Origin of the sequence: Brevibacterium jeotgali, assembly GCF_900169175.1 — a bacterium.
GTDB classification, from domain to species: Bacteria; Actinomycetota; Actinomycetes; order Actinomycetales; family Brevibacteriaceae; genus Brevibacterium; species Brevibacterium jeotgali.
Window position 1 is genome coordinate 55,315 of sequence record NZ_FXZM01000005.1, and the last position, 15,020, is coordinate 70,334.

General features: G+C 69.6%; 12 protein-coding genes and 1 pseudogene. 12 read left to right on the forward strand and 1 reads right to left on the reverse strand.

The genetic code is table 11. The features are described from left to right. The first annotated feature begins 51 nt into the window (after positions 1-51). The 4 genes and pseudogenes from BJEO58_RS06255 to BJEO58_RS15330 all read left to right on the forward strand — a co-directional run. The gene (locus BJEO58_RS06255) at positions 52-2,376 is read left to right on the forward strand and encodes a helicase-associated domain-containing protein (RefSeq protein ID WP_101588628.1); all 2,325 of its coding nucleotides are present in this window, start codon (positions 52-54) and stop codon (positions 2,374-2,376) included. Beyond that, positions 2,373-4,046 (forward strand): DNA repair helicase XPB, encoded by a 1,674-nt coding sequence (locus tag BJEO58_RS06260; protein WP_101588629.1) that lies wholly within the window; start codon positions 2,373-2,375, stop codon positions 4,044-4,046. Before BJEO58_RS06255 ends, BJEO58_RS06260 begins: the two co-directional genes overlap by 4 nt. Positions 4,047-4,091: 45 nt before the next feature. Continuing rightward, a complete protein-coding gene (locus BJEO58_RS06265) occupies positions 4,092-4,892 on the forward strand; it encodes a MerR family transcriptional regulator (protein ID WP_101588630.1) in 801 nt (266 codons plus the stop codon). Positions 4,893-5,013: 121 nt separating this feature from the next. Further along, a pseudogene (locus BJEO58_RS15330) lies at positions 5,014-5,214 on the forward strand (MmcQ/YjbR family DNA-binding protein); the annotation flags it as partial. Positions 5,215-5,264: 50 nt separating this feature from the next. Here the strand turns inward: BJEO58_RS15330 and BJEO58_RS06275 are convergent. Next, a complete protein-coding gene (locus tag BJEO58_RS06275) occupies positions 5,265-6,323 on the reverse strand; it encodes an EamA family transporter (RefSeq protein WP_308297855.1) in 1,059 nt (352 codons plus the stop codon). Between the two features lie 119 nt (positions 6,324-6,442). On the opposite strand from BJEO58_RS06275, the gene BJEO58_RS06280 reads away from it, so the two are divergent. From BJEO58_RS06280 to pspAA, 8 genes are all read left to right on the forward strand, one after another. After that, a complete protein-coding gene (locus BJEO58_RS06280) occupies positions 6,443-6,991 on the forward strand; it encodes a CGNR zinc finger domain-containing protein (RefSeq protein WP_101588631.1) in 549 nt (182 codons plus the stop codon). Positions 6,992-7,075: 84 nt separating this feature from the next. Next, positions 7,076-8,692, forward strand: a complete 1,617-nt coding sequence (locus tag BJEO58_RS06285; protein ID WP_101588632.1) for an FMN-binding glutamate synthase family protein — start codon at positions 7,076-7,078, stop codon at positions 8,690-8,692. Positions 8,693-8,758: 66 nt separating this feature from the next. Continuing rightward, the gene (locus BJEO58_RS06290; protein WP_101588633.1) at positions 8,759-9,523 is read left to right on the forward strand and encodes a response regulator transcription factor; all 765 of its coding nucleotides are present in this window, start codon (positions 8,759-8,761) and stop codon (positions 9,521-9,523) included. Positions 9,524-9,551: 28 nt separating this feature from the next. Next, positions 9,552-11,480 (forward strand): sensor histidine kinase, encoded by a 1,929-nt coding sequence (locus BJEO58_RS06295; RefSeq protein WP_101588634.1) that lies wholly within the window; start codon positions 9,552-9,554, stop codon positions 11,478-11,480. Then, the gene (locus BJEO58_RS06300; protein ID WP_101588635.1) at positions 11,477-13,189 is read left to right on the forward strand and encodes a S1C family serine protease; all 1,713 of its coding nucleotides are present in this window, start codon (positions 11,477-11,479) and stop codon (positions 13,187-13,189) included. The genes BJEO58_RS06295 and BJEO58_RS06300 overlap by 4 nt, the downstream gene beginning before the upstream one ends. A gap of 243 nt (positions 13,190-13,432) precedes the next feature. Beyond that, positions 13,433-13,723: a WXG100 family type VII secretion target gene (locus tag BJEO58_RS06305; protein WP_101588636.1), complete on the forward strand. Its 291-nt coding sequence runs from the start codon at positions 13,433-13,435 to the stop codon at positions 13,721-13,723. 124 nt (positions 13,724-13,847) lie between these two features. Then, positions 13,848-14,642: a PspA/IM30 family protein gene (locus BJEO58_RS06310; RefSeq protein WP_101588637.1), complete on the forward strand. Its 795-nt coding sequence runs from the start codon at positions 13,848-13,850 to the stop codon at positions 14,640-14,642. Further along, positions 14,639-14,923, forward strand: coding sequence for a PspA-associated protein PspAA (pspAA, locus tag BJEO58_RS06315; protein WP_101588638.1), 285 nt, complete (start codon positions 14,639-14,641; stop codon positions 14,921-14,923). Before BJEO58_RS06310 ends, pspAA begins: the two co-directional genes overlap by 4 nt. Positions 14,924-15,020: the final 97 nt, after the last annotated feature.

The following is a 15,020-nucleotide window of genomic DNA, read 5'->3' on the forward strand; positions in this document are numbered from 1 at the left end:
TTCCGCTGACCGTGGGCCCCCACCATGATAGCCCCGACTAGAATGGGGAGGATGCCCGAGTCGCCGTCCTTCGCCGCCTGGCTGCGCACCGCGCCGGAACCCTGGTTCCGGGCCTTCGCCGCAAACCGCACCGATCTGCTCCGCACCGACGTGACCGACGTCGCCCGCCTGGCCGCGCTGGCCGCCTCGCAGGCGGCGGTCGCCCGAGGCCTGGAGTCCCTCGACGCGCCTGCACTGCGCGTGGTCCATCGCGCTGCCGTGCTTGCCCGCATCACCCCCGCCGTCGACCGCTCCGAACTGCTCGCCGCGGCAGAGGGGCCCGCTCCCGTGGCAGCCCTCACCGCAGCGATGACGGCCGGCCTCGTGTGGCCGGCAGCGGGAGCCGATGACCCGGCTGCGGCCTCGGCGTACCGCGTCCAGCCGGAGGCGGGTGCGCTGCTGCCCGTCACCGCGGCGGCCCGGGCGACGCCCCAGCCGTGGGAGTCCGCAGCGGATCCGCGACCCCTGCGCACCGCGACGGTGTCGAACGCACTGCTGGAGAACGCCCAGGGCGCCGGAGTCGCCGGGGCCGTGTCCCGTGCCCTCACCGTCGTCGCCGAGTTCTCCGACCACGATGTCTCGCAGCTGGTGAGCGGCGGCGTCGGCAAGCGCGACGCGCAGTCCCTCGCTCGCGCAGCGGGCACGGACACAGCCCGGTTCGCACTGCTCGTCGAGCTCGCCTCGTCTCTGGGGTGGCTGGCCACGACGCGCGACCCCGCCGATCCGCAGTGGAAGCCCACCGCGGAGTTCGACACCGCGGCATCCTCGCCGCGGGAGCAGGTGTGGACCGATCTCGTCACCACGTGGCTGACCCATCCGGTCGACATCGCGCACGTGCTCGCGGGATCGACTCCTGCGGGTGAGCGCATCCACCTCCTGGGCCGCGATGAGCACGCGCGCACGGCGTTCGGGGGCTTCCCGGCCTCGCGTCCGCAGATCCTCACCCTGCGCCGGCTGGTCCTCGTCTCCCTGCTGCGAGAAGGCGAGGGCCGGGCCCTGAGCGAGGAGGACGTCGTGGTCCTCCTGTCATTCACCCATCCGCTGCTGTCGGCAGTGCGCCCGAACGAGGTGGCACAGGTGCTCGCCGAGGCGGAGTCGTTCGGCCTCACCGCCTCGCCGCTGGGTCATGCCGACGCGCACGCGCTCACCCCGGTCGGACAGGCGCTCGCGGAGTGGATCGCAGCGGTCGATGATCCCTTCGACGTGCTCGGATCGAGCCCGGTGGATGCGCAGGGGCTGACGGCCGGTCCGCCCGCGGCCCTGCGCGAGCAGATCGCCGCACTGCTGCCCCCGCTGGAGGCCACTGTGACGCTCCAGTCCGATCTCACCGGCGTGGCGTTCGGGCCCCTCGACCAGAGGGTGCGACTGCGCCTCGAGCGGATCGCGGACGTCGACACCCGCGGGCAGGGCACCGTCTACCGCTTCACGGACGCCTCGGTGACCCGCGCGCTCCGCACGGGCGAATCGGTCGAGTCGATCCTCGCCGTCCTGCAGGAGACCTCTGCGACCGGCGTCCCCACGACGCTCGAGCATCTGGTGCACGCGGCCGGCGCCCGGCTGCACAGGATCCGCGTGGCACGCGCGCGGTCGGTCGTCGTCGTGGACGACCCGACCGATCTGGACGTCCTGCTCGACGACCCGGTGGCGTCCGCGATCGGTCTGCGCCGGCTCGCGCCCACGGTCGCGGTCGCCGACGCCTCCTCCGATCGGGTGAGCGCGCTGCTGGAGACGGAGGACCGTCCGATCCTCCGCATCGACCCCGACGCCGAGGACCCGGCCGGCGCGCGCGCTCCCGTCCCCAGCCGCGCCGCGCCTCCCACCACGCGGACGACGCGGGTGCCGGCGGCACGGATCGAGGCGCATATCAACGGCCTCGACGCCGCACGTGCGCAGTCCTCCCGCACCGGTTCCCCTGACCGGCGGAGGACCTCACGCGGCATGTCCGGGGCATCAGCCGCCGGACGTGGAGCGACCTCGGGATCGTCCGGCGGCGCGGGCGCCTCTGGGAACGCGACGGGGAACGCGACGGGGAACGCGGCAGGGAATACCGGCACGGGTGCGGCCGTTGGCCAGGAAGCCGCCGCGGGTGCGGACGGAGACGCGCAGACGGTGCTCGCGGAACTGGGCGAAGCAGCGGCTGTGTCGGCACCGATCGACGTGATCCTCACGACCACCGACGGGACCCAGCGGACTGTCCGCATGGTCCCGCAGTCGGTGAGCGGCGGACGCGTCCTGGGCCGCACGGATGCGGGGAAGGCTCTGCGGATATCGGTGGCGCGCATCGTGAGGGTGCGGCGCTCCGGCAGTCGGGACGACGAAGGGAACAGACACGGATGACGATCGACCGGCACGGCGAGGTGACGACGAGGGGACCCCTCATCGTGCAGTCCGACAGGACTGTGCTGCTCGAATCCGACCATCCGGACGCGGCGGAGGCCGCCATCGCGATCGCACCCTTCGCCCAGCTGTCGAAGACCCCGGAGCACGTCCACACGTACGCGATCACGCCGCTGGGACTGTGGAACGCACGTGCTTCGGGACACGACGCGGAATCCGTCGTCGACGTGCTGCTCGACTATGCGAAGCATCCCGTCCCGCACGAGCTGCTTCTCGACATCGTCGACGTCATGGACCGGTGGGGCGTCCTCTCGCTCAGTCGCTCCCCCGTCCACGGCCTGATCCTCGAGACCACGGACTCCGCACTGCTCGAGCACCTGCTGCAGCAGCCCGACCTCGCGGGGAAGACCGGGGCGCGGATCGACGCCTCGACGGTGGGAGTCCACCCGTCGGAGCGGGGCGAGCTCAAACACGTCCTGCTCAAGCTGGGACACCCCGTCGCCGACCGGGCGGGCTACGTCGACGGAGAGGCGCACGAGATCGCGCTGGCGCACGAGGCGCACGCGGAGCAGGAGTCCACGTGGTCGCTGCGGCCCTACCAGCAGCGGGCGGTCGACACGTACCTCGCCGGTGAATCCGGCGTCGTCGTCCTGCCCTGCGGTGCCGGGAAGACGATCGTCGGAGCGGCGGCCATGGCGAAGGTGTCGACGACGACGCTCATCCTCGTGACGAACTCCGTCGCCGCGAAGCAGTGGAAGGCAGAACTGCTGCGCCGCACCTCACTCACCGAGGACGAGATCGGTGAGTACTCCGGGACGGCCAAGGAGATCCGGCCGGTGACGATCGCGACGTACCAGATGCTCACCACCCGCAGGAAGGGCTCCTACCTGCACCTCGAGCTGCTGGACGCCCGCGATTGGGGACTCGTGATCTATGACGAGGTCCACCTGCTGCCGGCGCCCGTGTTCCGGCTGACGGCGAGTCTGCAGGCCAGGCGCCGCCTGGGGCTGACTGCGACTCTCGTGCGCGAGGACGGGCGCGAGGACGAGGTGTTCTCCCTGATCGGGCCGAAGAGCTTCGAGCTGCCGTGGAAGGAGATCGAGCGCGACGGCTTCATCGCCTCCGCCACCTGCCACGAGGTGCGAGTGCCGCTGGGCGCGGACATGCGCCGCGCATACGGCTCCTCCGAAGGCGAGGACAGGTACCGGCTGGCGGCGACCGCCGACACGAAGGTGCCCGTGGTCCGCAGTCTGGTGGAGGACCACCCGGACGCGCAGATCCTGGTCATCGGGCAGTACATCGACCAGCTCGAGGAGCTCGGTGAGGCACTGGACGCCCCCGTCCTCACCGGCAAGACACCGGAGAAGGAGCGCGAGGAGCTCTACGCCGGATTCCGCGACGGCTCCGTGCGCGTGCTCGTCGTGTCCAAGGTCGCGAACTTCTCCGTCGACCTCCCGGAGGCATCGGTGGCCGTGCAGGTGTCCGGCGCCTTCGGGTCGCGCCAGGAGGAGGCGCAGCGGCTGGGCCGGATCCTCAGGCCCAAGGCGCAGTCCCAGGCAGCGACCTTCTACACCGTCGTGACCGCCGACACCGTCGACGAGCGGTTCGCGGAGCACAGGCGCCGGTTCCTCACCGAACAGGGCTACTCGTACACGATCGAGACCCGGTGAGGCAGCGCTTGACCCTCCTGTGAGGGGAGGCCGGATTCTGGACCCATGATGAACATCGGAGAGTTCGCCGCCCTCACCGGGCTGAGCGTGAAGGCCCTGCACCATTACCACGAGCGCGGAGTGCTCTCGCCCGATTCGGTCGACCCCGTCACCGGGTACCGGAAGTTCGCCGAGGACCAGGTGCGCAGGGGAATCGTGCTGGGGACGCTGCGGGACGCGGGAGTGTCCGTTCCCGAGGCCGCAGTCGCGACCGCATCGCCCCAGCGAGCGCTGCGTGACCATCGCGCCCGGGTGCTCGCGGAGAGAGATGCGGAGGATCGGGCATTCGAGCGCGCGCAGTCCCTGCTGCGATCGCTTGACCAGCCGGTCGACGTAACCGAAGTGGCGAAGCCCGCCCAGCCCTACGTCGCCACAGTGCTCACCGCGGACCACGACACGTCGGACGAGCTGGTCGAGCAGGCGATGGCCGATCTCTGGCAGCTGCTCGCTGCAGACGGTGTCCAGCCGACCGGCCCTCTGTGGATCTCCATGCGCATCCATGACCGGGAGACCATCCAGCTCGCCTGCTGCCTGCCGACACCCCGTCGCCTTCCCCCGGGATGGGGCGGAGAGTCCGTCGAGGTGGGCGAACTCCCCGCGCGCACGGAGCTGTGCGCGGACTGGAGTCCCGCGCCCGGTGAGGATGTTCCCGACGGCGTGACCCACCCCGCCCTGGTCGGCCTGCTCGACGCCGTCGCAACGCATCCCTCTGCGGAGGGTTTCGCAGACTCTCGCGAGCTTCGCCAGACGGCGACCGGCACCTCGCCCGAGGACTGGAGGGTGGAGATCGCCGTTACCGTGGGGTGAACCCGACCGACGAGAGGAGCCGGACGTGAATGGTGACGAGCTGCACGGATTCGCACGCAGCCGTGCGCTGGAGCTGCCGGGGGCGTCGGCGGAGTGGCCGTTCGGACCGAACCACGAAGTGATGAAGGTCCGCGAGAAGGTCTTCCTCATGCTCACGACCGTGCCGGCGGCCAGCAGCGGATACGGCGTCGACGACACCCAGCGCGGTCAGCCCGTCATCACTCTCAAGGCGGAACCGGAGGACGGGGAGGCGCTGCAGAGGCAGCACCCTTCGATCGCGCCGGGCTATCACATGAACAAGCGCCACTGGGTCAGCGTGGCGACCGGCGCTTCGATCGATGCAGACCTCGTACGGGAGCTCGTGACGGATTCCTATCGGCTCGTCGTCGAATCCATGCCGCGGCACGTCCGACCGTTCGGCTGGGACGAGCCCGACGCGGTGTCCGCAGCGCGACCGTCGGGCTCCTCGATGATCGACAGGGGGCCCGTGGCGGGATCGGACAGCATCACTGCACGTCGTCGGATCCGGCGCTCCTGACGCACTTCGCCCCACTTGATGAACACGACGCCCCCGACGATGCCGATCCCGCCGTACAACTGGATCGCCGACGGCAGCTCTGCGACGACCAGCCACGCGACGATGACGGAGAACGGCACCTCGGTGAGGTTCACGAACGACCCGACGGTCGCGCCGACCATCCGCAGGCCGAGGATCCCGCACACGTAGGCGCCGACCGTGGTGAAGACGATGATGAGGAGCGGGACGACCCAGCTGTACGGCGACGCCCCCAGCGTCACGTCCGCCGTGGAGAAGTCTGCGGGGAGGACCCCGAACAGCAGGAGGCCTGCGACCACGAGTGTGCCGACGGTCATTCCCAGGCCGGTGAGCGCGACGGGCGGGACATCCACCTCGACTTTCGCGGAGACCATGAAATAGCTCGCCAGGCACACGGCCGCGCCCAGTGCGAACACGACGCCCGCCAGGGACAGCTCAGAACCGCCCGGATCCAGCACGAGCACCAGCCCGACGAGCGACACCGCCATTCCGATGAAGGTGACGGTCGCGGGACGTATCCGAGTCGTCCCCCACAGCCAGAACACGATGAGCAGGGGGGCCGTCATCTCGAGCAGCAGCGCGACGGCCACCGCCAGGTGCTCGACGGCGAGGAAGTACAGCAGCTGGACTCCCGCCATCGACACCACGCCGTACGAGACGACCGTCCGCCATCCCCGCACCACCTCGCGCCACCGGCCGCGCAGGCTGACGAGCGTCGGGACGAGAAGGACGAGCGCGCACCCCAGCAGGCGCAGCAGGACGACCGCACCGGGCGACCAGGCGGACGCGTACATGGCTTTCGCATACGGACCCGATGCGGCGAAGAAGAACGCGGAGAGGAGCACGAGCACGAAGCCCACGGCTGTGCGGTTCACGACGACGTCCTCCTCAGGCGACCAGCGGCGGTGCACCCATATCGAACACGAGGCGGCCGTCACGAGTCAAGCACGCGACGGTCATGACATCGACCACGTTCTGTGCCACCATCGTCGGCATGCCCCTCTCCGTCCACACACAGTCGATCCTGAGGCTGATCACCGCGCTCGCGAACTCCGACCTGGAGGGCGAGACGATCGCCACGCAGGCCGACGTCCGCACGTTCGCACTGGCCCACGACTTCTCTCCCCCCGTGCACATCACCGCTGATGACGTCCCCGGCCTGCAGTCCCTGCGACACCGCATCCGCGCCGTCTTCGCCGACGTGGACGGACCCGCAGACGCACGCGCCGCCGACCTGGCGAACGCACTCCTCCAGGAGACGCATGCCCTGCCGCAGCTGCAGCGCCACGACGGGTGGGGCTGGCACCTCCACGCCGTGCCGAACGAGGCGGGGATCGCCGTCCGCACGGCCGCGGACATCGCGATCGCCCTGGCGGACGCAGTGATCGACGAAGAGGTCTCCCGCATCGGCCGCTGCGCAGCCGATGACTGCGGCGCCCTCTTCGTGGACCTGTCGCGCAATCGGTCCAAGAGGTTCTGCGATCGCGGAAACTGCGCCAACCGCACCCACGTCGCCGCGTACCGCGCACGCCTCACGCCGTAGCGGCGACCGCCCCCACAGCGCGAAGAGCGCTCCGGATCCTCCGCCCCCACACCCATCCCGCACTCCGATCGCTACGCTGGACCCATGTCACCCCTGGGATTCGCAGCACTGCCGGCCATCCTCACCGTCGCAGGAGTGGTGCTCGCACTGACGATCAGCCCGTGGTGGTGGATCCTCGCAGCAGCGGGCGTCGCACTGGTCGTCGTCGCGATCGTCGACTACACGCAGGCGCAGAACTCGATCCTCAGGAACTTCCCGCTGCTGGGCCACGGCCGCTTCATGCTCGAGGAGCTGCGGCCGATGATCCAGCAGTACTTCATCGAGCGGAACTGGGACGGCAAGCCGTTCGATCGCGACGCCCGCGCGCTGGTCTACGACCGCGCAGACGGGAAGACATCGGTCAAGAGCTTCGGCACGGAGCTCGAGGTCCGCCAGCCCGGCTACGAATACCTCACTCACGCCACCCTCCCCGCGCCCGCCGCCTCGAGCGAGCACCGCGTGACGATCGGGGGCCCACAGTGCTCGCAGCCCTATGACGCCAGCCTCTTCAACATCTCCGCCATGAGCTACGGGTCGCTGTCCGTGAACGCGGTCCGCGCGATGAGCCACGGCGCCGCGAAGGGCGGCTTCCTCCACGAATCCGGAGAGGGCGGCCTCACCTCCTACCACCTGGACAGCGGGGCGGACATCCTCTGGGAGTTCGGCAGCGGCTACTTCGGATGCCGCACCCCTGAAGGCGACTTCTCCCCGGAGGAGTTCCGGAAGAAGGCCCTCCACCCCCACGTGAAGATGATCAACGTGAAGCTGTCACAGGGCGCCAAACCGGGCCTCGGCGGCGTCCTCCCCGCACCCAAGGTGACAGAGGAGATCGCACTGATCCGCGGAGTCCCCGCCTTCCAGGACTGCGTCTCGCCCCCGGGCCATACTGCGTTCTCCACGCCGCGACAGCTCATGGAGTTCATCGGCCGACTGCGGGAGCTGTCCGACGGCAAGCCCGTGGGCTTCAAGCTGTGCATCGGCACACGGGTGGACGTCCTCGCGATGTGCAAGGCGATGCACGAGACCGGCATCCGCCCGGACTTCATCATCGTCGACGGGTCCGAGGGCGGCACCGGGGCCGCCCCGCTCGAATACCAGGACCACATGGGCACACCGCTGATCGAGGGGCTGCACATCCTGCACAACGCGCTCGTGGGCGCGGGACTGCGCGACGGGATCAGGATCGGCGCCGCGGGCAAGATCGCCAGCGGCCACGACGTGGTGCGCAGGCTCATCCAGGGGGCTGACTTCTGCATGTCGGCGCGCGCGATGATGATGGCGGTCGGCTGCATCCAGGCGCAGAAGTGCCACACGGACCACTGCCCCACCGGCGTCGCGACGCAGAATCCCCGCTTCTACCGCGGCCTCGATCCGGTGTCCAAGGGCGAGCGCGTCTACCGCTTCCACCGAGCGACGATCACGGAAGTCGCACAGATGATCGCGACGCTCGGCGCCCATGGCCCGCAGGACCTGTCACCGACGATGCTGCGGAGGCGGATCTCACAGACGGAGGTCGTCTCCTACGCCTCCCTCTACAACTGGCTCGAGCCCGATCAGCTCCTCACCGACCCTCCGCGCGGATGGGCGGGCGACTGGGAGCGCGCGGACGCGGACAGCTTCGGTGCCACCCCAGAGCCCGTCACACCGACGGGCTTCATGTGAAGAAGCGCACACTCGCATCCAGCTTGGATCCAGCCGACTCCCAGACTCGGTCGTCACACTGAAGACATGAAGAGCCCACAGCAGAACGCACACGCAGACATCGAGGCAACACTCCTTGTCGTCGACGATGAACCGAACATCCGCGAACTCCTGTCCACCAGCCTCCGCTTCGCCGGTTTCGACGTGCTCTCCGCAGCGAACGGCACCGACGCCCTGCGCATAGCCGAGCAGAAGGAGCCGGACCTGCTGGTCCTCGACGTCATGCTTCCCGACATGGACGGGTTCGCCGTGACGCGCCGCCTCCGCCAGGCGGGCAAGCACATCCCCGTCGTGTTCCTCACGGCCCGCGACGACACCTCCGACAAGATCACCGGACTCACGGTGGGCGGCGACGACTACGTCACGAAGCCGTTCAGCCTCGAAGAGGTCGTCGCCCGCATCCGCGCCGTCCTCCGCCGCACCCACAGCGCAGAGGACGAGGAGACGGCCGTCATCGAGGTCAGCGAACTCGAACTCGACGACGACACCCACGAGGTGCGTCGCGGCGGCATCCTGATCGACCTGTCTCCGACGGAGTTCAAGCTGCTCCGCTACCTCATGCTCAATGCCAACCGCGTGCTGTCGAAGTCGCAGATCCTCGACCACGTGTGGGAATACGACTTCGGAGGCGACACCGGCATCGTCGAGTCCTACATCTCGTACCTGCGCCGCAAGATCGACGTCGCGCCCACATCGGATGAGGCGGGCAACCCGATCGACGTCGAGTGGACGCCGATGATCCAGACCAAGCGCGGCGTCGGCTACATGCTGCGCACTCCGGACTCCAAGTGATCACTGCTCTTCGCGAGCTCCCTGTCACGTGACCAGACACACCAAGCGCCGACGTCGGGTGATCTGGGAGGAGTGGTCGCTCACTGCGAAGCTCCTCACGATCATGATGACGCTCATGCTCGTCGTGCTGACCGGCACGAGCGCATGGGTGCTCGAGAACCTCCGGTCGAGCCTCATCGAGCGCACGGACGCCCAGCTCATCCAGGCGTCGGAGGCACTCGCGATCCAGGCGGCGGAGACCGTCCTCACGCCCTCTCCGCTGGCCAGCTCCGAAGACCGGTCCCCCACGGAGGACTCGCTGCGTCAGCTGCTGCCCGGAACGTACTACGTGCAGTTCTACGACGGCGAGGGCAGCGAGGTCTACAGCCCCGTCGCCCCGATCGACGGGAACGAACCGCAGCTCCCGGTCATCGACGAGCAGACCGTCTCGACGATGCAGGGCGCACCCTTCACCACGGACGGCTCGGAGTCCCAGTGGCGCGTCCGCGCCCTGCGCGTGGAGAACTCGCAGCTGCTCGTCGCGATCGCCGTCCCGTTCGACCAGGACATCGACGCGGTCGGCGAGCGCGCCCGCAACACCGTGCTGGGGATCGGCATGCTCGCCCTCGCCCTGGTCGCCGGCGTGGGCTACTTCGCGATCACCAACACCTTCCGCCCACTGCACGACATCGAGAACACGGCGTCGAAGATCGCCGCCGGCGACCTCTCCCAACGCGTGTCGACGTACCCGTCGAACACAGAGCTCGGCAGGCTCTCCGCGGCGCTCAACACGATGCTCGGCCATATCGAGGATTCCTTCGACGGCCGCAAGCAGTCGGAGAAGCGCATCCGGCAGTTCGTGTCCGACGCCTCCCACGAGCTGCGCACCCCGCTCGTGACCATCCGCGGGTACGCGGAGCTGTACCGACAGGGCGCGATCACGGACCCGGACCAGGTCGGGCAGGCGATGGAGCGCATGGAGTCCGAGGCGAAGCGGATGACCGTGCTCGTCGAGGACCTCGTGCAGCTGGCGCGACTGGACGAGCGCCGTCCCACGGAGATCGGTCCGGTCGACATGACGCGGCTGGTCCGCGACGGCGCCGCGGATGCACTCGCCCAGGCCCCGGACCGCGACATCAGCCTCATCGGACTCGACGGCGAGGATGCCCCGCAGACACCGATGGTCCTGGGGTCTGAAGCTCGCCTCCGACAGGTCATCGTGAACCTGGCGGGCAATGCCGTGAGGCACACGACGGAGGGCACCGAGATCGAGTTCGCAGTGGGCGTCGTCGATGTGCCCCACCAGCCTCAGATGCCACAGGCACCGGCGGACGCGCGCCGTCCGGAGGCACGGAAGAGGGGGCTCCCCGTCCCGAACTTCCTGCGCCTCACCGCCCCGTGGGGCCAGAAGCCCCCCGCCGAGGCCCCGCAGCAGGACGCCCCCTGGCCGGCCCAGTCCGCGAAGTCGGCTCCGACAGGTCCGCACGGACCCCACGCGGACGAGGGTCCGGCTGCGGGCGGGAGCACCCGCACCGACGGAAGCACCGCCTCGGCGTCGGTGCCGCCCGGCGACGCGCCGTCGCAGACGATCCCGACCAGCGGCCTCACGCATTCGAGTCCCTTCGTCACGGGCCCGCTGGAATTGGGCGAGGACCTGTCCGGTTTCCCCTACGGTCGCGTTCGGTTCGAACTGCGCGACCACGGCGAGGGCATCGCCCCCGACCAGGTCGCGCGGATCTTCGAGCGGTTCTACCGGCTCGATTCCTCGCGCGGACGCGACACGGGGGGATCCGGGCTGGGGCTGTCGATCGTCAAGGCGATCGTCGACTCCCACTCCGGTGCGATATCCGTCCACCCCACCCCCGGCGGCGGCGCGACATTCCGCGTCGACATGCCGATCCCCGGCCCTGACTCGGTCCGCCGACAGGCCAACCGGGCCCCTTCCCAGGCCACACCCCGAAAGGACGACATCCCATGAGTCAGCCCACGGACCCCGCGCGCCCCTCCGTCCCGCGCGATCCGAGCGCGCAGACGCCGCCGCCGGGTCGTCGGGTGAGCGACTCACGGCATACGTTCCCGGCGGACGCCCCCGCGCCGCCGTCTGCTCCTCCGCCGGCCGCGCCCCCGATGGGGAGCGGTGCCGCCGCGGGCGGCCCGCAGACTCAGCGCTCACCCCTCGTGCCGCAGATCGGCTCGCCGGCCGGCGACAGGGCCGGTGGCAGCGCGCAGAATCCGTACGGTGCTGCAGGCGCGCGCTACTCCTCGGAGACTCCTCCCCCGGCCGCCGGGCTGGCGACCGGAGCGATCCCGCGTGTGAACCCTGCACAGAGCGGCGGGGGGCAGAGCAGCGGCAGCGGTGAGCAGAGCAGTGCACAGTACGGCCCGGCACAGCCGCAGGCAGGTGCACCAGGAATGCAGCAGCCGGGTCAGGCTGGGCCTGGCGATCACCTGGGGCACGGAGCGCACGCTCCGGCGACGGGACCGATCCCCCACTCCGCGCACACCGGCCAGATGCCTCCGGGCGGACCCGACCAGCGCGCGTCGACGACCCGCCGCCGAGGCCCCGGCTGGGGCGCGCTCATCGCGGCCGCCGTCGCTGCGGCCGTCGTGGGCGGCGCACTCGGCGGAGGGGGCGCGTGGCTCCTGTCCGACGATGCGTCACCGGTCGCCTCCCAGCCCTCGGAGAACTCGCCGCAGCAGTCGGACCGCTCGATCAGCCAGTCGACGGAGACGCCCGACTGGGCGCAGATCGCCGACCAGACCGCCCCCGGGGTCACCGCGATCCAGGTGGGCGTGGACGGCGAGGTGGCGGGCCTCGGCTCCGGGTTCGTCTACGACGACCAGGGCCACGTCATCACGAACAACCACGTCGTGGCGCCCGCCGACACAGAGGGCGGCCAGGTGGAGGTCGTCATGACCGACGGCTCGATGATCAGTGCCGCGATCGTGGGGCGCGACCCGCAGACGGACGTGGCGGTCCTCGAACTCGAGACCATCCCGGACGACCTCACACCGCTGCCCGTCGGATCGTCCACGGACATGTTCGTGGGCGACCCGGTGATGGCGCTCGGCAATCCCCTGGGCCTCGCGGACAGTGTGACGACGGGCATCGTGTCCGCGCTCGATCGGCCCGTCTCCACGGAGAACATCGGCGATGTGAGCGAGCAGGAGATGGCGATGACGATCACCAACGCCATCCAGACCGATGCAGCCATCAACCCGGGCAACTCCGGCGGGCCGCTGGTCAACGGCAACGGTGAGGTCATCGGCGTCAACTCCTCCGCCGCCACTCTCTCCGACCCGTCATCCAGCGAGGCGCAGAGCGGTTCGATCGGCATCGGATTCGCCATCACCATCGAGCAGGCCACGAACATCGCCGACCAGCTCATCCAGACCGGTGAGGCGAGGCACCCGTTCCTCGGTGTGACGATGGTGAACTCCACCGTCGACGCCCAGGGCGTCACCCGGGGGTCCGCCCGGGTCGAGACGGTGGAGGACGGCTCGCCGGCCGCAGCCGCCGGATTCGAAGAGGGCGACGAGATCATCGCGATGGGCGAGAAGCCGGTGAACAACGGAGTGTCCCTGCAGGCGCTGGTCCGGTCCACTCCAACCGGCGACCCCGTCGAGTTCACCGTCATCCGCGATGGCCAGGAGCAGACGCTGCAGGCGTCCCTCGCCGCGCAGTGATGCGATGACGCGGTGGGTGACGTGCGGAGTCGGCCCCCGCGCGTCACAGGGGCGACGCAGCACGGGACTGTGATGCGCACGCGTGCCCTGTGGATTCGCATGCGACGTCCACAGGTGTGGAGCATCCCTTCCTCTGCAGACAGCCGGCTCCCAGCATGGTCACGACGGCGACCGTCGCCGTGGACCCGACCGGCCCTGCGAACAGACTGCGGCCGGGAGGTGCCCTGTCCTCGAGGAGGCCCCATGTCCCTGTTCCACGTCGACTCCGACCGGGTGCTCGCCACCGCGTCATCCGCCCAGACCAGGTCCGATGAGATCTCCACGAGCGTCGATGCGCTCATGCACGACCTCGCGTCGCTGGCGGACACCTGGCAGGGCACTGCGGCGTCGAGCTTCCAGGCGGCTGCGGAGGAATGGCGCAGTGTCCAGACGAGCGTCCATGACTCACTCCGCTCCATCAATGAAGCGCTCAGGATGGCCGGCCAGCAGTATCAGGAGGTCGAGGCGGCGAACACGCGGATGTTCTCACCCTGAGTGGTGGACAGGCCGCAGAAATTGCCAGACACACCGACTAGTGTGGGGGCCAAGAAGCATACGCGCTTGCACGCGGCTCCTCCGTCGCGGAGTTGCGAGACGTCAGAACGGAGACCCCACGCACATGAGCATCTTCCAGCGCATCAAGACAATATTCGGTGCGAAGACGGACAAGGCCCTCGACCGGATGGAGGACCCGAACGAGACTCTCGACTACTCGTACAAGAAGCAGCTCGAACTCCTCCAGAAGGTGCGCCGCGGTGTCGCGGACGTCGCGACGAGCCGCAAACGGCTCGAACTGCAGATGGGACAGCTGGAGCAGCAGCAGAACAAGCTGAAGGGCCAGGCGCAGAAGGCGATGGAGGTCAGCCGCGAGGACCTCGCCCGCGAAGCGCTGAGCCGCCGGTCGGGCCTCACACAGCAGATCAGCGATCTGCAGGCGCAGCACCAGAACCTCGTGCAGGAGGAGCAGAAGCTCACCACGGCTTCCCAGCGACTGCAGGCGAAGGTCGATTCGTTCCGGACCCGCAAGGAGACCCTCAAGGCGACGTACAACGCTGCAGAGGCGCAGACGAAGATCGGCGAGGCCTTCAGCGGCATCTCCGAGGAGTTCGGCGACGTGGGCATGGCGATCCAGCGGGCGGAGGACAAGACCGCGAACCTGCAGGCGCGTGCGGGCGCGGTCGACGAGCTGCTCGCCTCCGGTGCGCTGGACGACCTGTCCGGCACTCCGCGGGACGACATCGGCTCACAGCTGGATTCGCTGTCCTCCGAACAGGACGTCGAGATCGAGCTGCAGCGGATGCGCGAAGCGCTCCCCGGCGGCTCCGCAGGGGGCCCGCGGGCCGCGCTCGAGGCGGAGGACGCTGATGTCACCGAAGCAGGCGAGCAGACCGGCCGGGGAGGTGCGCAGGCATGATCATCCGCATCATGGGAGAAGGCCAGTTCGACCTGTCCGACGTCGAGCAGACCACTCTGCAGAGCTTCGACGACGAAGTGGAGCGGGCTGTTGAAGTGGGCGACGAGACCACGGTCCGCGACGCCCTGCACCGACTGCACGACTTCATCACCTCGAAGGGGGCGCCGGTGGCCGACGACTACCTCGGCGCGTCCGACGTCCTCGTCCCCGGCGAAGACGCGACGGTCGAGGAGATCCGAGAGATGCTGAGCGGTGAGGGCTTCATCCCCAACGGAGTCTGACGGACGCTGGGCCGAGCTCTTCGGAGCCCGGCCCAGCCGGTTCCGTCCGGCGGTCCCGCCGGAGTCGCCCGTCATCCGCGACCGGCAGCGGGACCAC